Below are 19343 nucleotides of genomic sequence, written 5' to 3'. Positions count from 1 at the left end.
GACTGCTGCTGTAAGAAACACAAAAAACACAAATGTAAAGATTGCTGCTGTATAGAAATAGACCCATGTTGCTTAGGCAACACAGGCTATGGAAACCGTGGATATGGCGGAGGTCTACTTGGTGGATGCGGCTGTGGAATAAATATCTGCACAATTGCCATACTAGCTGCAATTTTTTTAATTAGAAAAGGATGCTAAAGATATTAACTATAAAACAACTAAAGAGTTAGAGTATCAAAAGAATATCAAGTAAAAAAACAATAAATGAATATGTATAATTTCAGAAGACAAAGAATAAATCAACCTAAATTTAAAATGTAAAAAGATCAAAGGTTAAGAAAAAAATAAATTATAAATGGGAGGATTTAACCATGTGTGGATGCGGAAATCAAAGATTTAACTTTCAACCTTGTACAATTTTATTAGTAATTGCTATATTAGGAAATCAAGGATTACTAAATGACTCACCAACAGCTAAAAATGCATTAACTTTATTACTTCTTTACTGGCTATGTGGATGCAATAACAATAATGCTAGCAATGTAGCTCCATATAGAGAGAATCGTTGCAAATGCAGAAGAAGAAAAGTAAAAGTTTGCTGCTGCTAATTAACGAAGGAATATAATAAATCAAAAGCTACGAAATACTGAATGCTTATAAAGGAGAGATAAACTATGTGTGGAAGCGGAAATCAAAGATTTAATTTTGAACCATGTACAATTTTATTAGTAATTGCTATATTGAATAACCTTAACCTTTTAGACACTCATAACAATCCAGTTGCTAAGAATGCATTAACATTATTATTCTTATACTGGTTATGTGGATGCAATGGATTTGGAAATTCACCATTTAACAATGTGAAAGGTAATCACAATAATAACGGTGGCTGCTGCTGCTAGTCAGAAGCTTAAGAACTAAATAAAGATACAACAAAAGATAAGTGAGATGTGTAAACCATGGCCCATGGTGGGGGGTTTCTAGAAAGATAAGAGTTTTAGCAGTCCATGTGAAAACATGGATTGCTTTTTAAAATTATAAATATTTAAAATAGTAGGAGGGTAAGGTTGCCCTCCTATATTAAAAAGAGGTGAGTTTATGGGAAAACATAAGCATAGAAGAAGAAATAGTGATTCAAGCAATAATCAACAGCTACCTGCACCAATGTCTGGTTTTGGAGGACTAGGTGATATTTTAGGTGGAGGCACGGGTGGAGGCATGGGCGGAGGCATGAATGGAATAGCAGGGTTGCTTTCATCCTTAGGAGGACTTGGTGGAAGTGGAGGAAATGGAATGGGTTCCCTTCTATCAGGTTTAATGGGGGGCAATGGAGGAAGCCAAGGGAATCAAGGAGGCTCTGATCCTCTTTCAGCACTTGGTGGAATCGGTGGAATAATGAATGCACTTCAAGGATTAACAGGAAATCAGAGTCAACAACCACAGCAAAAACAACCTGAACCACAGGCAACTAGCTTGAAGGATATACTATCAAACATAAGTGAAGCAGACAAGGATGCTTTAAGGGATGTGTTTAGTGGTTTACTTAATAATGACAATAAGAAAACAGAGCAAAAAATGGAGTCAGTAATTAGTAATCATCAGAAACAAGAACAATCAATAGAACAAATACTATCTAACTTGGATTTTAACTCAATTTTAAATAGTGTTAATAGTATAGATTTCAGTAATATAGATCTTGAAAATATTGACTTTAATAATATAGATTTTGATAATATCACTATTAATGATGAGGAAAATGATGAAGATGAAGACAATGGAGAAGCAGTACAGGATGGAGAAATTATACAAGAAAATGTTTTTAAACCAAGTACAAAGTTAAACGAGAATGAACTTTATGAATTGGTAAATATTTTAATTAGATTAATTGACCCTAATAAATTGAAAACTTTAGAAAAACTGCTAAAAAGTTAAAATAAATTACAAATGCCCATAAATTATATAATTTTTGGGCATTTTACAATTAAGGGAATACAAGACCATATTTTGATTAAGTACGACATAGGTAAAAGTGACTTTAAAATGAAAGTTTTCAATGAATATTTTAAAATCATATGAGGATAAAATCATTTTAACTAATAATACTAATTTTAAATAGGTTCATAAGCATTTTAAAAGTTCTTACTTACAAATAAAAATTTAACTTTAAATGAATAAAACTTCAGAATTGGGTAACAATAATAAATGTAATAGGAGTTGAAATCTCCATAATCTCTAAGATTTATATTTTAGAGAACCCCCCCATCCCCCTTGGGACCTTAAAAGGTCCCTTTTTTTTATCTTAAATTTAAAGATGTAATCTTGTAAGTGAAGGTTCCATCACTGTTAGTAAACTTTGTAAGGAGTAAATCAAAAGTAATAGCTTTAACAGCCTTAGAATCAGATAAAGATGTGCTTTTAAAGTTAAGTGACCACTTGACCTCGTGAGGAACTCCGTTTGAATCCCAACTTAAGTCCTTAAATAGCCCATCTTCAAAAGAATAGGACATACTATTGTTAGCTGTTCCATATAGTAAGTTTAAGTCGCTTCCACTGATGTTGTGGTAAAAGTATGATGGTAATGTCAAAGATTCATTAGGAAAACTTTGAACTAAAGAAATGAAGTTGGAGATTATATCCATACCCATATAATTTGCAGGATAATTATAATTAAATTGTTTAAGCTTATCTTTTACAAAAATATAGCTATTATATGATATCTCACCATTATAAATATTTGCTGAAATGATTCTTGGAGTTTTATTATTTTTACTATCCACGAAACCCAAGATATTATTATTAGAACAAAAAATATCATCATATTTTTTTTCATTCCAAAGAAATATATGTTGAATAGGTTTTCCATGAAAAGAAGACTGCAAAAAAATTTCTTTTATTTTATTTCTTGATGCATCTAAAGTAGCAACTTTCATAGGCCAATAATCAATGGAATCTCCTAGGGTTGGGAATTTAGAACTAGGATCCAATGCATAGCTAGTACCATCATGAAGATTAATTTGAATATAATAATTTTTATCATCTTTTTTGACATATAAAATATCCTTCTTACCATCTCCATTCAAATCATCCTGTATAGTTTTGCTATCTTCAACTGAGGTATAAAAAGCTGTTGATGATGAGTTAGAGTATTTAAAAAGCACAATTGAAGCACATAACAATGAAGCAAATATAATAAAACTGAAACAGTAGTTCCTATTAAATGATATTTTTTTAGAATTCATATAAACACCCCCATAATTAATGTATATGTTATTTGTGGAAAATAAATTAATTATAATTGCAAATTTAAATAAAAAAAAGGACTAGCAGATGCTAATCCCTAAAAATTATTTTGCATTATTGCAGCATTGGCATAGTCCATAAAAATATACCTGATTAGTAAGAATATTATAATTCGTATGATTCTTTACTTCATCGTTTAAGAAGGAGAAAGATATTCCTTCTATATCATCTACTCTAAGACAATTAATACAATGAACATGAGGATGAGGAGCTATATTACCGTCATAACGGAAAGTTCCTTCACCAACATTTATTTCTTGAATTAACCCTACTTCTACTAAAACCTTAAGAGCCTTATATACAGTAGCAAGACTCATAGTTGGGTATTCTTCTTGCAGTGCATTGTATATAGTTTCAGCAGAAGGATGTTCTTTGGTAGACATCAAGTATTTATAAACAGCTATACGTTGAGGAGTAAGTTTTAACTTTTTCTCTTTAAAAATCTGTGTAAAATTATCCATGTGCATTTACCTCACTGTTTGATTATACCTATTATATAATAAATATTATCCATTGTCAAAGGAATTATATTATTACAGCATGGAATTATGTATTTTTTTGATAAAAAAAGTTTTTTAAATTATTCATGTTTTTATTCAATTATAAAAAGTTTTACATATATTAGTAATATAGGAGAGGAGGAGAAGTAGCTTGAAGAAAACTTATGTATTAGATACGAATGTTATTCTTTATTCATCAGGGGCATTATTATCCTTTGGAGATAATGATGTAGTAATACCAGAAGTAGTTCTTGAAGAATTAGATAATTTTAAAAAAGATAAAACTGATTTAGGAGCTAATGCAAGGCATGCAGCAAGAACTATTGATAGATTACGAAAAGAGGGGAATTTATGTAAAGGGGTTCTTCTTCCCAATGGTGGTATCTTAAGGGTAGAAATGAACCATTATGATACTAAAATGCCACCGGCATGGGAAAAAGAAAAACCCGATAATAGAATACTACAGGTATGCAAGGCCTTAAAAGACTTAGGTGAAGATGTAATTCTTATTACTAAGGATATATTTGAAAGAATTAAGGCGGACACGGTAAATATAAAAAGTGAAGATTACTATGAAAAGGTAGTCCCAGAAAACGACAACCAATATACTGGAAGATTAGAAGTATATGTTCCCTCTTATAAACTTGAAGAGTATTATGCGAAAAAATCCTTAAGTCCAGATGACGCTTTATGCTATTCCGTTGAGAAAGAGGAGTACTATAAACCGGCAATATACACTAACCAATTCGTTCTCATGCATTCAATGGAAAATACAAAACAAACTGCCTTGGGAAGATTTGATGGAAAAAAAATAGTTCCATTATATTATAAGGATATAAAACCTCTAGGACTGAACCCAAGAAATATAGGTCAAAAATTTATGCTTGAAGCTTTGTATACAGATCCAATTAAAGCTCCATTAGTTATTATAAAGGGGCCAGCGGGTACAGCCAAAACATTATTTTCTCTAGCAACAGGATTACAAAAGATTATAGAGGAAAATACAGGACAGTTTAGAAGAATATTAGTTTGTAGACCAAATGTAACTATGGATGAGGAAATTGGATTTCTACCAGGTTCAGAGGAAGAAAAAATAGCACCTTTCATGAGGCCAATCTTTGATAATTTAGAGATATTAGTTGATTCTGATGAAAAAGAAAGGTACAAGAATGAAAAGGAATTGCAGGATAAAATAAAAGAGTTGTTTGATAGAAGAATTATAACCACAGAAGCAGTTGCATATTTAAGGGGTAGATCCATAGTTAAAAACTGGGTTATTATTGATGAGGCCCAAAATCTTTCTCCAAAGCAAGTTAAAGCAATAACAACCAGGGTTGGAGAAGGAACTAAGTTAATACTTATTGGTGATCCAGATCAAATTGATCATCCATTTATGGACTCTAGGTCTAATGGACTATGTTATGCATCTGAAAAAATGAAAGGTAGCGAACTTTGCTACCAAGTTACACTTAAGTTTGATGAGTGTGAAAGATCTCCTTTAGCATATGAAGCTGCACAAAAATTATAAAAAGGCCTAAGGCCTTTTTTTATGTAACTTTTTAAAATAACAATACTGACTATAAATAATTAACTAACTTGATTTTAATTAATAAATAACTATAATAATATTATGAGTTAATATGGTATAATGGATTTAATTATCCCTTCAAGGAGGACGTTTTATATGGATGTTAATAGTTATTTATTAGACAAAATATTAATAATCCCAGCTATTTTATTAGCTTTTACATTTCATGAATATGCACATGCAATTGTAGCTGTTAAGCTTGGAGATGATACTCCTAAATATCAAGGTAGACTAACTTTAAATCCTTTTGCACATGTAGATATTGTAGGGTTTATTATGATTTTACTTGTTGGCTTTGGTTGGGCAAAGCCTGTAGAAACAAATCCACAGGTGTTTAAAAACTATTTTAAGGATGATTTAAAAGTATCTATAGCAGGACCACTAGCTAACTTAGTAGTTGCTTTTTTTGCAGTAATAGCCTTAGTATTATTTAGCAAGCTTAGTTTAGCTAATGAAAACCTATATAATATTATATCAACAATAATTTACCTAACTGCTTGGTTAAATTGTCTATGGTTTTTTCTGAACTTAATACCAGTACCAGGATTTGATGGATTCAGAATAATAAATGATTTGTTTCCAAAAGGTTTATATAAGTTTTCAACTATGCTTTACAGATATCAAATGGTAATTTTTATTATTTTAATACTTCCATTAATAGGTGGATACTCTATTTTAGACCTTTTAGTTGGAGTACCTGGAAACGCTTTATTTGGATTTTTAGTTAAAATAATTACATCAATAATATAAACAAGAGGAGTAGAAACTTTATGCGTTTAAGAAAAAAACATTGGGCAAGACCAGAAATGGAAGCAAGCCATATTGTTATAACTGACCAATATAATCATATGGGGAAGTGGAATGAAAACTTTGAAAACAATAACGAGATACACTTAGAGTTAGGTTGTGGCATGGGAGGACATATAGCGCAGCGCTCAAGGCAAAATCCTAATATCAATTATGTAGGTATAGATTTAAAGGATGAAGTTCTAGTTAATGCTTTAAGAAAAGTTAAAAAGCTTAGAGCAGAGGAGAAACTTCAAGATAAGGATATTAATGTAAGACTAATGCCACTAAATATAATGCTTATTGATAATGTTTTTGCAAAGGATGAAATCTCTAAAATATATATTAATTTCTGTAATCCTTGGCCCAAGGAAAGACATAACAAAAGAAGATTAACTCACACAAAGTTTTTAGAACAATATAAAAAGTTTTTAAAACTAGGTGGTGAAGTTTGGTTTAAAACTGATGATACCGGTTTATTTGAGGATTCTATTAATTACTTTAAAGAAAGTGGTTTTGAAATAAACTTTTTAACCTATAACCTTCACTATAGTGGCTTTGAGAATAATGTGGTTACTGAATATGAAGCTAAATTTACTTCTATGGGAATGAAAACTATGTTCTTAGTTGCAAAGCTAGTTGTGTCAGATTAGAATTATTTAAAATTAAAGCATTTTAAAATACCTATTAGAGAGTGTGCAGTCTAATGGGTATTTTTATTTTCAACAATAGACCTGTGGGAAAATAAATAATAATCAACTCACATGACACAATATAAAAAAATCTAGATAATTATGAAGTTTTATTTATGGGAAAATAAAGGTACTATTTGATTTGTATATGACTACTTTGGTTACTTTAAAATTTTCAGCAGGGAATAAAGTAAATACTCATCTTAAAAAACATAGTATGTCATTATGAAATTAAGAATAACTTAGAGGTTAATGTAACAGGTATATTTCTATTATATTGTATAGAATTCTCTCTTTAGGCAAAAAATAATTTTCATGAAAGGAGAGATGAAAATGACGGAAACAAATAAGCAACATAAAGAAAATCAAGGAATGCAAAAGGGTGAGAGAAGGCAAAGGCTTCATAAAAATCAGAATAATAGAGGAGACGAGAAAATAAAACCACATTATGATGAATTAGATGGAAACCCTAATAAATAGGTCTTCAGAATTAAAAAAATTAAGATATGATTTATCTTGATATAACAATTAAATAGTTATATAAAAGAAAAATCCCCTTAAAGTTTATATCCTTTAAGGGGAGCTTTTATTTAATTATGACTTTTTTAAAAGCAATAACAAAAACAAGAACAAATACAGAAACTAGTGCAATGGTTCCACCAGGAGCACAGTTAATATAATAAGATAAAATTAAGCCAGTGATGATGTCAATAAATCCAAATAGTAATGATAGTAATAAAGTGTCTTTAAAACCTCTATTAAGCTGTAAAGCAGCTGCAACTGGAAGTGCTATCATAGAAGACATTACTAAAATCCCCATAATACGTATAGAAACAGAAATAGTTGCTCCAACTAATAGAGCAAAAATATAATTAATTAGCTTAACATTTATTCCTGCCACCTTGGCACCTTCTTCATCAAAAGTTATATAAATAAGCTTGTGATATAGGGTTGAGAGTAATATTATTGAAAGTATGCTAAGAATAAGCATAGTAACTAAATCATTTTTAGTTACAGTAAGAATACTTCCAAATAAAAAAGTATTAACATTTCCACCAGTTTTTCCAGTACTGATAAGTGTAATGCCAACACCGATACTGAAGGTCAAGATTATTGAAAGAATAAGTTCTGCATACTTTTTATAATAATCTCTTAAGTATTCTATTAACACACCACATATACTTGTAAAAATAAAAGAAGATACTATTGGATTAAACCCAAAAACTAAGCCGATAGCAACTCCTGCAAAAGATGAATGAGCTAAAGTGTCACCCATCATGGAATAGCGTTTAAGAACTAAAAAAACTCCAACTAAGGGGCAAAGTATAGATATAAAAACTCCTGCTAAAAAAGCATTTTGCATAAATTCATATTGAAACATTTACAACCTCCAACTTAAATTATATGATGGTTATTTAAATACTCATCTAAGGGATAGAGCGTACCACTACCATTTTCCATACTTAAAATATGAGAAGAATTTTTAATAGCAGTATCTAAGTTATGCTCTATGGAAACCACAGTAATGCCATGATTCTTATTCAAATGTGTGATGATATTATAAATTTCCTTCATACTTTTATTATCTACACCTGTAGAGGGTTCATCTAGTATAAGTATATCCCTATCACCAATCAATGCTTTAGCAATAAAAACCTTTTGTTGTTGGCCACCAGATAAGTTTCCAATAAGACTATTAGTATAATCTAACATCCCCACAGATTTTAATGCATCTGTAATACAGGTTTTATCTTTAATTTTTAAAATTTTTCTGTGAGTATTTAAAACTTCATAGACTGTTATAGGAAATTGTGAATTAAAATTATCTAATTTTTGCGGAACATATCCAATACTAGATGACTTTATATTAATAGAGCCCTTAATAGGCTTTAATATCCCAACCATAAGTTTAATTAATGTGGTTTTAGCACTACCGTTCTCACCAATAACGGATACATAACTACCTGTTGGAAGAGTAAAGTATAGATTATCAATAAGGTAGGGCCTTGTATTATTATAAGAAAAAGAAATGTTATTCACTTCAATCATACACGTACTCCTTTCATGTATATTACAATAATGTCCAAATAAAACAAATTTATTAAGTAAGTTATCTAGATAATGAATAAATTATACATTATTTGATAATAGTTACTTAATGATTATATAATAAAAATATAAGATATTGCAAATGATTTGCATTAATTTTTAAAAAAATATTTACATTATAAGTAAAAGAAACTATAATAGTACTAGATGCAAATTAATTGCAATAAAGGAGTGTATTTATGAAAAAAAGGACATTAATATCTATATTAGTTATAATGGTTATGACAACCTTTATAGGTTGTAGCAATAATAAAGTGGTGAAAACTAGTAATGATTCAGGGAAAGTAAAGGTAGTAACCTCATTCTATGGAATGAAGTCCCTAGTAGATGAAATAGGAAAAGATAAAGTAGAAATTTATAATGTGGTGCCAGAAGGTGCAGAGCCACATGATTTTGAGCCAAAAGCTAAAGATATGGTAAATATAGAACAAGGAGATATTTTTGTTATAAACGGAGCTGGAATGGAGAGCTGGAGTGATAAGGTTCTTAAGTCTATAAAAAATTCTAATCTTCAGCTTGTAGATGCATCAAAGGGTGTGGAACTATTAAAAGCTGAAGAACATGGAGAAGAAAAAGAAGAAGGAAATGACGAGGAACATGGGGAATATGACCCACATACATGGCTAGGTATAGAATCCTCTAAAATCCAAGGAAAGAACATAATGGAGGCCTTAGTAAAGGTGGATCCAGATAATAAAAGCTACTATGAAGAAAATTATAAAGCTTTTGAAGCTTCGATGAATGATATATTGAATACTTATAAACAAAAGTTTGAGAAACTTTCTAATAAAAGTTTTGTTACAGGGCATGCAACTTTTGGTTATCTTTGTAAAGATTTAGGTTTAGAACAAAATAGTATAGAAGATGTTTTTGCAGAAGGGGAACCATCTCCTAAGAAACTGGAGGAACTTGTAAGTTATGTAAAGAAGAATAATGTTAAAGTTATTTTTACAGAGACTCTAGTAAGTCCTGAAATTTCTGAAACTTTGGCAAGAGAAGTAAAGGGCAAAACTGAGAAAATATATACTCTTCATAGCAATGAGGAAAGTAAAACTTTTGTAGAAGCTATGAAATACAATGTAGAAACTATATACAATAGTTTAAAATAAACTTACAAAATAAAAAATTATATTAACCTAGTATGTAGAGAAAGTTTTTATTGCAAAATAAAGACTTTCTTTTATTTTTCATAAGACTTTATTGGCATTTGAGATAAGAATATAACAAAGTTCAATGGAAATGTCCTTTGAATTTTCAGTTTAAAAATTTATTATTGAGTTTTAATAAAAATAAAAGTAATATAGGATATGAGATAATAGGGTGGTGATAATTAATGGATATTTATTTATTAAGACATGGAAAGTCTCAGCAAAATGAAAAAAACACTTATTATGGATCAATAGACTGTAGTTTAAATGAGGAAGGAATATTTCAAGCATATAAGATGAAGGAGAACTTGAAGAGTATAGTCTTTGATTGTGTTTATGTAAGTCCTGCAAAAAGAACTAAAGAAACTTTGGATATAATAAGTCCTTTAAGGGATTTAAAGATTCAAGAGGATAAGAGGCTTATGGAAGTTGATTTTGGGGACTTTGAAGGGAAAAGTTACAGTGAGCTTTTAAGACTGTACCCAACAGAATGTGAAATGTGGAAAGACAACTGGAAAGAATTTGCTCCTCCAAATGGGGAGAGTTACATTCAGTTATATAAAAGGATTAGTAGCTTTATGGGTGATCTTTTAGAAAAAAAGTATGATAATGTTTTAATAGTTTCACACAGTGGAGCAATGAGAGCTATATATAGTTATGTTCTTGGAGGTAACTTAGATTTGTTTTGGGGCTTTGGGTGCAAAAACTGTGATCTTGCAATAATTAAATATGAGTATGGAAATTTATATATTGATTCTATTACTCATTGTTAAAATATAGGAGGATTTATAATGAACAAAATTACTTTAGTAACAGGCGGAAGTAGAAGTGGTAAAAGTACCTTTGCTGAAAATCTTTTTAAAGATACGGATGATGTACTATATATTGCGACAGCAATAATTACAGACGAGGAAATGAGAGATAGAATAAATAAACATATAAATTCAAGAAATAATAAATGGACAACTTATGAAGGGTTTAAAGACTTGGAAAAAGTTATAAAGGATACAAAGCATAATAATGTGCTTTTAGATTGTGTTACTATAATGGTAACTAATCTAATGTTTGAAAAAAATATGGATTTTGATAATATGATCATGGAAGAAGCAGATGAACTTCAGAACAAAATAAAGCTTCAATTTACAAATTTAATTAAAGCTGCAAGAGAAGAAAAAAAGAATTTAGTCATGGTTACTAATGAGGTTGGAAGTGGGATAGTTCCAGAATACAAATTAGGGAGAATTTACAGAGATATTGCAGGATTTACAAATCAACATATAGCAAAGTTGTGTGATGAAGTGTATTTTACTGCCTGTGGATTACCATTAAAGTTAAAATAGAAAAATGAGGAATAGATTATGAAAAATATAGTTAACAACTTTTTACTGTACATACAATTTTTTACCCGTATACCAATAAACAAAAGCTTAAATTGTGAAGATAAGAACTTCATTGAAGGAACTCCATTTTTTCCTATCATAGGACTAATTATTGGGGGATTTCAGTATGCAGTATACTATGGATTATCAACTAAATTAAATTCTTTAACCCTTGCAATAATTGCAGTGCTTATTTCCATTATCATCACAGGAGCTCTTCACTTAGATGGATTTGGAGACTGCGCTGACGGTTTTTTTGCCTTTAAGGGAGGCAAGGAGAAAATCATTGAAATAATGAAGGATAGCAGAGTGGGAGCCTTTGGTTGTATTGCTATTGTGTTTAATATACTTTTAAAGGTATCCTTGATAAGCAGTACAATTAATACTACTCCACTACTTATAATAACAGCTCCTATCATTGGCAGATTCTCTATTGTATTCTTATCCTACATAGGGAAAAGCGCAAAACCTCAAGGTACTGGTAATTTATTTATTGGTAAGGTTAAAGGTATAAACTTTATATTTACTCTACTCATATCTGTAGCATTAACCTATCTATTTATAGGTGAAATAGCTATATTACTAATAATAACATCAATCATAGTTACTTATTTATTTAATAAATTTTGTGAAAAAAAGATTGAAGGTTTAAGTGGAGACACCTTAGGTGCAAATAATGAGATAGTGGAAATCTTTACGCTTATTATGTATTTTGTTATTACCAATTAGAAAAAATTAAATAACGTATAACCTAGACTTTCTTTTACATTTTAGATACTAACATGGTATTATTTCTATGATTAAAGAGAGAAAGGTTAATATGATAAACATCCCAATGTGCTAACCAGAGGAGGAAATAAATGAGTAAAAAAGTTAGTTTTTGTATGTGTAACGAAGGTTATGAAAAATTAATGGAGAAAGTTAAAGAATTTCATGGAGATTTTGTTATTACAGAAAACAAGTGTATTGGTGTATGCAATTTATGTGGGTATAAATACATTGTTAGAGTTGATGGAAAGTTAATTGAAAGTGAAGATATAGAGGAAGCTTATGATTTAGTGAAAGCTGAGATAGTTAGCTAGTCTTAAATGTCTTAAATTTATTTAGTGAAAAGCTACATTTGGTGGCTTTTTTCTTTGTTAAGATTTATTATTAAGATCTGTAATAATGTATGAAGGAAAGATTGTTTGACTCCTTAGAATAAATTAATAAAATTTTAATCATAATAAAAATAAGAAAATGTTATCAAAATTGATATATCACTATTGATAATGTACTCACTAGTGATATATAATAAAGTCATAGTTAAACTAGGAGGGATTATTTTGCAAAAAATAGCTTTGGTAACAGATAGTGCAAGTGATATTACAAAGGAATTAAAAGAAAGATATAATGTAAGGGTACTACCTTTTAGAATTATATATAAAGATAGAGAATATAGTGATGGAGTAGATATAACGCCAAAGTATGTGTATGATACTTTAGAGACTGAAGCACCTACTTCTTCTCTTCCAGCAATGAAAGATATAGAGAATATGTACGAGGAACTTAAAAGTGAAGGTTATACTCATGCTATAATTGTTACTCTATCCTCAGGATTATCAGGAGTTCACAACGCAATTTCCTTAGCTAGCGAAAATCATCCTGAAATTAAGTCCTTCGTTTATGATAGTAAGGCAATTTCTTATGCAGAAGCCTTGCCAATAGTTGAAGCAGCTAAGATGATTGAAAAAGGTATGAATTTTGAAGAAATAGTTAAGGAAATTCCAAGAGTTACTGAAAAAACAGAATTATTCTTTGTAGTTGGTACTTTAGAATATTTAAAAAGAGGTGGAAGAATAGGTAGGGTATCAGGTACAATTGCTGAACTTTTAAATATTAAGCCTATTATTTCTGTTGATAAAAATGGAGTATATTATACTTACGACAAAGTTAGAGGAAGAAAACAATCTATTAACAGAATGTTAGAAATAGCAAAAGAAAAATTATCTAAGAAAAAGTATGATATTCATATAATTCATGGAGAAGCAGAGGAAGAATCCCAAAAAGTAGCTGAACAACTTAAAACTCTGACAAATGTTAATAGCGTAACTTTTCATGGGTACTTGAGTCCGGTTTCAGGAGTGCATTCAGGACCAGGACTTATAGGAGTAATTTTCTACGAGGTAGAATAATAAGATGGGTCATCATCATATTAAAGATATAAAAGAAGAAGAACGCCAATTATATGAGGAATATAAGAAAAAACTCAATGAGCTCAGAAAAGTTGAAAAAGAAAATGAGGCTGTGGGGCAAGTTTTTACAAAAGGGTTACTTCCTATTTATGTTTTGTATATTTTAAGTTTAGGACCTACAAATGGAAACGATATATCACATAAGGTTGGAGATAGAACACATGGATATTGGCTTCCAAGTACTGGAGGAATTTATCCTCTACTAAAAAAGCTGGAAAAACAAGGTCATGTAGAAGGTAGTTGGGATGATTCAAAGAAAAAAGCCCAAAAAATTTATAGGTTAACTGAATCAGGACTAGAAGAGCTTACACAAAAGAAAGTTTTGCTTAGAAGTAAGATAGAAGAGGCCTTAGAAGTGTTTAAAATAATTTATAAAGACTTATATGAAGAATAGTAAAGATGATTTTTGAGTTACTTAAAAATAATTCAAGAATCATCTTTTTCATTATAAATATACATATAAGGAATTTATAGAATATAGATGAAGATATAACTATAAATTTGCTGAATTTATTAATGTTTTTCTAATATTTAAATCTGTGAAAATATTTTTCGAGACACGAAATATTTTTCCAGGTGGAAGAATAAAATATTAAAGTGTATAATTATTTATAAAATATTACAGTTTTTTCATGGAATAAAAGGGGGGGAATCTATGGGAAAATTAAATTCACTTCTTAAGTATGCTAAGAAATATAAAAAAAGGTACTTTGTTGGCATTGTATTTCTTATAATTGTTGACTTTATACAATTAGCACCACCAAAGATTTTAGGGTATCTTACAGATAGCTTAGCACAAGGCACCGCAACAAAGGGAAAAATAACAGTAGCTGTGATTAGTATTTTATTGATAGCAGCCATAATGGCAACCTGCAGGTTTATGTGGAGAATTTATATTAATGGTACTGCCAGATATGTAGAATATGACATAAGAAGTAAGTTTTTTAAACATCTTCAATCTCTTTCTACGAACTACTACAATAAAAATAAAACTGGGGATTTAATGGCTCTTGCAACCAATGATTTAAACGCAGTTAGAATGGCTTTAGGGCAAGGTGTTATTATGTTTTGTGATGCTGTTGTACTGACAATTGCAACCTTAATAATAATGCTTAGTATTAACACTAAGCTCACTTTAATTTCTTTAATACCACTACCTTTTGTTGCAATTATTTCAAGGAGATTTGGTAGGAGTATTCATAAGAAGTTCACAAGAGTGCAAAGTTGCTTCTCAAAGCTTACCGATGTAGTTCAAGAGAATTTTTCTGGAATTAGAATTGTAAAATCTTTTGTGCAAGAAGAAAAAGAGTATGAAAAGTTTCTAGAGGAAAATAAAAATAACCTTAATGCTAATATGGACTTTATAAGAGTCTGGGGAATCTTTTCACCCTTAATTGAGTTAATTGCTTCTTTAAGCTTCGTGATTTTGATAGCAATAGGAGGAAGGTTTGTTATTCTAGGTAATATTTCTTTAGGTGAATTTATTACTTTCAATATGTACTTAGGAAATCTTGTATGGCCAATGATGGCAATGGGGTGGGTAATAAATAATTTACAAAGAGGATATGCATCTTTAGAAAGAATTGAAGAAGTATTAAACACTCAGCCAGAAATCGTGGATAAATATGTAGAAAAAATTGAATCACTTAATGGAGATATTGTTGTAAAAGATTTAACTTTTGCTTATCCTGATACAGACTTAGCAGCATTAAAGAATATAAATATCACTATAAAAAAAGGGGAAACTTTAGGTATTGTAGGCCGTACAGGAAGTAGTAAGACTACATTAATAAATTTATTACTAAGGCTTTATAATGTAGAAAATGGCAAAATATTCATTAATGGAAAAGATATAAACAAGATACCATTAGATACTCTAAGACATAATATAGGATTTGTATCACAAGATCCATTTCTTTTCTCCACAACCTTAGCTGAAAATATAAACCTTGCATACAATGAGCTTAATTTGGATAAGGTTATTGAGGCAACTAGAAATGCTGATGTTTACGACAATATAATGGATTTTCCAGAGGGTTTTGATACCATGGTTGGTGAAAGAGGTGTAACACTCTCAGGAGGACAAAAACAAAGAGCATCAATAGCAAGGGCGCTAATAAAAAACCCAGATATTTTAATACTAGATGATTGTCTATCAGCTGTAGATGCTAAGACAGAAGTTAAAATTTTAGATAATTTAAAGAAAATCATGAAGGATAAAACTTCCATAATAATTTCTCATAGAATTTCAGCTGTAAAGGAAGCAAATCAAATTATTGTTTTAGAACAAGGAAAAATAGCCCAAAAAGGTACCCATGAAGAATTAAAAAATGAAGAGGGGATCTATAGAGAAATTTATGAAAAACAGCAAATTGAACAAGCAATTATGGCTGAAGGGGAGGTGTAAATTATGGAGAACTTAAACTATGAAGAAGAAAGTTTAGGAAAACAATATGATTCCAAGCTTATGAAGAGACTTTTAAAGTTCGCAAATCCATATAAAGGACTAATCTTTATTGTTGCTGCATTAATGCTAGTGGTAATATGCCTTGATTTGCTAATGCCTTATATAATAAAAAATGTTATAGACAATAACATTAATTGGAGTAAAGCAACCTATACAATTACTGAAACAGAAAAGGATAACTCTGTAAAGTTAGGTGAAAAGTTTGTTGTTAGAGGAGAACTATTAGAAGGTAAAAAAGGAACTATAGTTTATAATTCTAATAATGAGCCTTATGTTGTAGAAGGAACTCTAAAAGAAAACACGCCACTAACTATTGAAAATAATAAAGTAACTCAAGAGGGAAATGAATATACAGCATATAAGATAACTAAGGATGATTTAGTTATTCTAAGAGGTGAAGATTTAAAATCAATAAACAGAAGTGCCATCTATGTTTTAGCAATTTGTATTGCTATGTTTATTTTTAATTATACTCAAATTTTTATCCTCCAATATACTGGACAAAAAATTGTTTACAACATTAGAGCCACTATATTCAAACATGTGGAAAGTCTTTCATTATCATTCTTTGATAAAAATCCCGTAGGAAGATTAGTTACAAGAGTTACTAATGATGTAGAAACTTTAAATGAAATGTATACTTCAGTTTTAGTATATTTATTTAAGGATATATTCTTGTTAGTGGGGATAGTAATTGCTATGTTCATATTAGATGTAAAATTAGCAATAGTATCTATAATTACATTACCAGTAGTAATAGGATTGACCATGGTGTTTAGAAAATATGATAGAGAAGCTTATCGAAAAGTTAGAAGTAGGCTCTCAAAAATCAATTCATCTCTTTCAGAGAATATCACTGGAATGAAAACTGTTCAAATTTATGGAGTAGAAGATAAAAAGTTTAGGGAGTTTGATAATATAAACGATTCCTACTCGCAAGCTGCTATGGAGCAAATTAAAGTTTTTGCAATTTTTAGACCTTTAATGGATATGGTTTATCAACTAGCACTTGCTATTTTAATTTGGGTAGGAGGTAGAGAGGTTTTAGGTATGGATATAAATCTTGGAGTACTATATGCGTTTATAAGCTATATACAAAAGTTTTTTCAACCTATTTTTGACCTTTCAGAAAAGTTTGATATTCTTCAATCTTCAATGGCTTCCTCAGAGAGGATCTTTATGTTATTAGATAATGATACCATGATTAAGGATACTAAAAACCCGATGGAACTAAGCAGATTAAATGGGAATATTGAATTTAAAAATGTATGGTTTGCTTATAATAGCGATGAATGGGTTCTTAGAGATGTAAGCTTTAAGATAAATTCAGGAGAAACAATAGCCTTTGTAGGAGCTACAGGAGCAGGAAAAACTTCAATTATTAGTTTAATCAGTAGGTTATACGATATTCAAAGGGGAGAAATATTAATAGATGGTATAAATATAAAGCACATGAAACAAGAAGATTTGAGAAGAAATCTTGCCACAGTATTGCAGGATGTATTTCTTTTTACTGGAGACATAAAAGGAAATGTGAGATTAAATAATGAAAACATTACAGATGCTGATGTAGTAAAAGCTTGTGAACATGTAAATGCGAATGTATTTATAGAGAAACTTCCTGAAAAATATGATTCACCAGTTAATGAAAGAGGGTCAACTTTCTCTCAAGGAGAAAGACAACTTATAGCTTTTGCTAGAGCATTGGCTTTCAACCCGCCAATCCTTGTTCTAGACGAGGCTACTGCTAATATTGACACAGAAACAGAAAGCTTAATTCAAGATGCCTTGAATAAGTTAACCAATGGGAGAACCACCATAATAGTGGCCCACAGACTATCAACCATAAGAAATGCTGATAAGATAATTGTTCTTCATAAGGGTAAAATAAGAGAAATGGGCAATCATGAAGAACTACTTCATAAAAATGGACTTTACAGTAATCTTTATAAGTTGCAATATGAAGGTCAATAAAAAATGCGGTTGTGAATTTTTCACAACTGCTTTTTATTTTAGTGTATAAACTTACTTTTATAGATTCACTTATATGCTTTAAATTTCTTGAGGCTTTTAATCTTTTATTAAGGCTAATAAACTAGCATTATAAAGAGCTTTATTAATGCGGTAGGTTTTGGACACAATAAAAAATGCTAGCATAATAATGCTAGCAAACTAAGTTATTTATGGGGGAAACACTCAAACTATAATTAGATTGAATGTGTAATCGCAATAATTTATTAAACCTTTAGATAACTAATACCATCAAGTGGAATTAGTACCTGAGGAGAAGGTTCGTCACCTACTAATCCTATAGCATATACAGTATAATATTTATCTGATCTTAATCTAATATTAGGAATATATAAAATAGCAATTTCAGTGCCTGCTAGCCTTACTTCTAAAGTGTATCTTCCAATTGGAACTTCAATGTAATTTTCTAAATCCTTAAACTGCACGTCCTTATATAAAATAGTTCCATTAGGAAGAGCTATATCTACTGACGGCGCATTAGAAATTAAATGAGCAACTCTAACCTTAGCTTTACCTGCAGTGTTGTTGGTAATCGGTTTTTCTACTGCTGGGAACAAGGAAAGGTCATTGTTTGTCTCTCTTATAGCAGCAACTGTAATTACATTTTGAGGAGGTACAAACAAGTCAGTTTCAAATAAGGGTTCTGATATATCACCAGTAGTATATATTTTAACATTATATGTTCCGCTTGGAAGTTTAACATAATCTGTGAATTCTCTATAATTAAACTTTCTAACTAATAAATTATCGTTAACATAAACATCTACTGTAGGAGCTTTTGCAGCTGCATGTAACAACCTAATATAAGAGATCATATTTTCATTTTGAATATTGCTGATAGTTTCTGTGTTGTTATTTTGCATCATACTATTATTAGCTATGGCACCGTTGTCTTGAACTATATCATCACTTCTAAAATAACCATTAGGTGGATAATACATTTTTTACCTCACAATTGAATGTTTCTAAAATTAATATATGGAAAAGATAAAAAATGGTGATACATAAAACAAGTAATTTATAAATTTATTTTATAATAAAATTCGACACAATAAAAGCATTTGAGTATATGCTTTTATTGTGTCGAAACTTTCTTTAACCTGTGATTT

The 19343-nt window shown here is 29.9% G+C and carries 21 protein-coding genes and 1 pseudogene; 17 read left to right on the top strand and 5 right to left on the bottom strand.

All coding sequences use genetic code 11. The annotated features are described in order from the left end of the window. The 4 genes and pseudogenes from C661_RS23770 to C661_RS22935 form a co-directional block, all read left to right on the top strand. Window positions 1–198 (top strand): annotated as a pseudogene (locus C661_RS23770) (hypothetical protein); the annotation flags it as partial. 173 nt (window positions 199–371) lie between these two features. Beyond that, a complete protein-coding gene (locus C661_RS0117800) occupies window positions 372–608 on the top strand; it encodes a hypothetical protein (RefSeq protein WP_017416713.1) in 237 nt (78 codons plus the stop codon). Between the two features lie 66 nt (window positions 609–674). After that, on the top strand, window positions 675–902 hold the full coding sequence (locus C661_RS0117795; protein WP_017416712.1) for a hypothetical protein: 228 nt from the start codon (window positions 675–677) through the stop codon (window positions 900–902). Window positions 903–1098: 196 nt separating this feature from the next. Next, complete coding sequence (locus C661_RS22935; RefSeq protein WP_017416711.1) at window positions 1099–1932, top strand: hypothetical protein; 834 nt, start codon at window positions 1099–1101, stop codon at window positions 1930–1932. Window positions 1933–2294: 362 nt separating this feature from the next. On the opposite strand, the gene C661_RS22285 is transcribed toward C661_RS22935, so the two are convergent. Continuing rightward, on the bottom strand, window positions 2295–3239 hold the full coding sequence (locus C661_RS22285) for a hypothetical protein (RefSeq protein ID WP_017416710.1): 945 nt from the start codon (window positions 3237–3239) through the stop codon (window positions 2295–2297). 105 nt (window positions 3240–3344) lie between these two features. Beyond that, window positions 3345–3761: a transcriptional regulator PerR gene (gene perR, locus C661_RS0117780; RefSeq protein ID WP_017416709.1), complete on the bottom strand. Its 417-nt coding sequence runs from the start codon at window positions 3759–3761 to the stop codon at window positions 3345–3347. Between the two features lie 190 nt (window positions 3762–3951). Here perR and C661_RS0117775 point away from each other — a divergent pair, with 190 nt between their 5' ends. From C661_RS0117775 to C661_RS24060, 4 genes are all read left to right on the top strand, one after another. Further along, a complete protein-coding gene (locus C661_RS0117775; protein WP_017416708.1) occupies window positions 3952–5328 on the top strand; it encodes a PhoH family protein in 1377 nt (458 codons plus the stop codon). 156 nt (window positions 5329–5484) lie between these two features. Then, window positions 5485–6138 (top strand): site-2 protease family protein, encoded by a 654-nt coding sequence (locus tag C661_RS0117770; protein ID WP_017416707.1) that lies wholly within the window; start codon window positions 5485–5487, stop codon window positions 6136–6138. 20 nt (window positions 6139–6158) lie between these two features. Continuing rightward, window positions 6159–6827 (top strand): tRNA (guanosine(46)-N7)-methyltransferase TrmB, encoded by a 669-nt coding sequence (gene trmB, locus C661_RS0117765; protein ID WP_017416706.1) that lies wholly within the window; start codon window positions 6159–6161, stop codon window positions 6825–6827. Between the two features lie 372 nt (window positions 6828–7199). After that, on the top strand, window positions 7200–7346 hold the full coding sequence (locus tag C661_RS24060) for a clostri-philic family protein (RefSeq protein WP_017416705.1): 147 nt from the start codon (window positions 7200–7202) through the stop codon (window positions 7344–7346). Window positions 7347–7452: 106 nt separating this feature from the next. On the opposite strand, the gene C661_RS0117755 is transcribed toward C661_RS24060, so the two are convergent. Beyond that, window positions 7453–8247: a metal ABC transporter permease gene (locus C661_RS0117755; RefSeq protein ID WP_017416704.1), complete on the bottom strand. Its 795-nt coding sequence runs from the start codon at window positions 8245–8247 to the stop codon at window positions 7453–7455. Between the two features lie 14 nt (window positions 8248–8261). Continuing rightward, the gene (locus tag C661_RS0117750) at window positions 8262–8915 is read right to left on the bottom strand and encodes a metal ABC transporter ATP-binding protein (RefSeq protein WP_017416703.1); all 654 of its coding nucleotides are present in this window, start codon (window positions 8913–8915) and stop codon (window positions 8262–8264) included. A gap of 239 nt (window positions 8916–9154) precedes the next feature. Between C661_RS0117750 and C661_RS0117745 the strand changes: the two genes are divergently transcribed. From C661_RS0117745 to C661_RS0117705, 9 genes are all read left to right on the top strand, one after another. Beyond that, window positions 9155–10084, top strand: coding sequence for a metal ABC transporter solute-binding protein, Zn/Mn family (locus tag C661_RS0117745; RefSeq protein ID WP_017416702.1), 930 nt, complete (start codon window positions 9155–9157; stop codon window positions 10082–10084). A gap of 224 nt (window positions 10085–10308) precedes the next feature. Continuing rightward, window positions 10309–10896, top strand: coding sequence for an alpha-ribazole phosphatase (gene cobC, locus C661_RS0117740; RefSeq protein WP_017416701.1), 588 nt, complete (start codon window positions 10309–10311; stop codon window positions 10894–10896). Window positions 10897–10914: 18 nt separating this feature from the next. Continuing rightward, window positions 10915–11463 carry a bifunctional adenosylcobinamide kinase/adenosylcobinamide-phosphate guanylyltransferase gene (cobU, locus tag C661_RS0117735; protein ID WP_017416700.1) on the top strand — a complete coding sequence of 183 codons (549 nt, stop codon included), beginning with the start codon at window positions 10915–10917 and terminating at the stop codon, window positions 11461–11463. Window positions 11464–11481: 18 nt separating this feature from the next. Beyond that, a complete protein-coding gene (gene cobS / locus C661_RS0117730) occupies window positions 11482–12231 on the top strand; it encodes an adenosylcobinamide-GDP ribazoletransferase (protein WP_017416699.1) in 750 nt (249 codons plus the stop codon). A gap of 131 nt (window positions 12232–12362) precedes the next feature. Continuing rightward, window positions 12363–12584, top strand: a complete 222-nt coding sequence (locus C661_RS0117725) for a YuzB family protein (RefSeq protein WP_017416698.1) — start codon at window positions 12363–12365, stop codon at window positions 12582–12584. Window positions 12585–12827: 243 nt separating this feature from the next. Further along, entirely contained in the window at window positions 12828–13676 is an 849-nt protein-coding gene (locus tag C661_RS0117720; RefSeq protein WP_017416697.1) for a DegV family protein, read from the top strand. Window positions 13677–13680: 4 nt separating this feature from the next. Then, complete coding sequence (locus C661_RS0117715) at window positions 13681–14130, top strand: PadR family transcriptional regulator (protein WP_017416696.1); 450 nt, start codon at window positions 13681–13683, stop codon at window positions 14128–14130. A 261-nt stretch (window positions 14131–14391) separates the two neighbouring features. Next, window positions 14392–16143 (top strand): ABC transporter ATP-binding protein, encoded by a 1752-nt coding sequence (locus C661_RS0117710; RefSeq protein WP_017416695.1) that lies wholly within the window; start codon window positions 14392–14394, stop codon window positions 16141–16143. Window positions 16144–16146: 3 nt separating this feature from the next. Next, window positions 16147–18177 carry an ABC transporter ATP-binding protein gene (locus C661_RS0117705; RefSeq protein WP_017416694.1) on the top strand — a complete coding sequence of 677 codons (2031 nt, stop codon included), beginning with the start codon at window positions 16147–16149 and terminating at the stop codon, window positions 18175–18177. Window positions 18178–18440: 263 nt separating this feature from the next. Here C661_RS0117705 and C661_RS0117700 read toward each other — a convergent pair whose 3' ends face one another. Then, window positions 18441–19175: a DUF4397 domain-containing protein gene (locus C661_RS0117700; RefSeq protein WP_017416693.1), complete on the bottom strand. Its 735-nt coding sequence runs from the start codon at window positions 19173–19175 to the stop codon at window positions 18441–18443. Between the last annotated feature and the right edge of the window lie 168 nt (window positions 19176–19343).

This window comes from Clostridium tunisiense TJ (assembly GCF_000300195.1).
Lineage (GTDB): Bacteria > Bacillota > Clostridia > Clostridiales > Clostridiaceae > Clostridium_J > Clostridium_J tunisiense.
The sequence above is the reverse complement of the archived record's forward strand: the minus strand, read 5'-3'. Positions and strand labels throughout refer to the sequence as shown.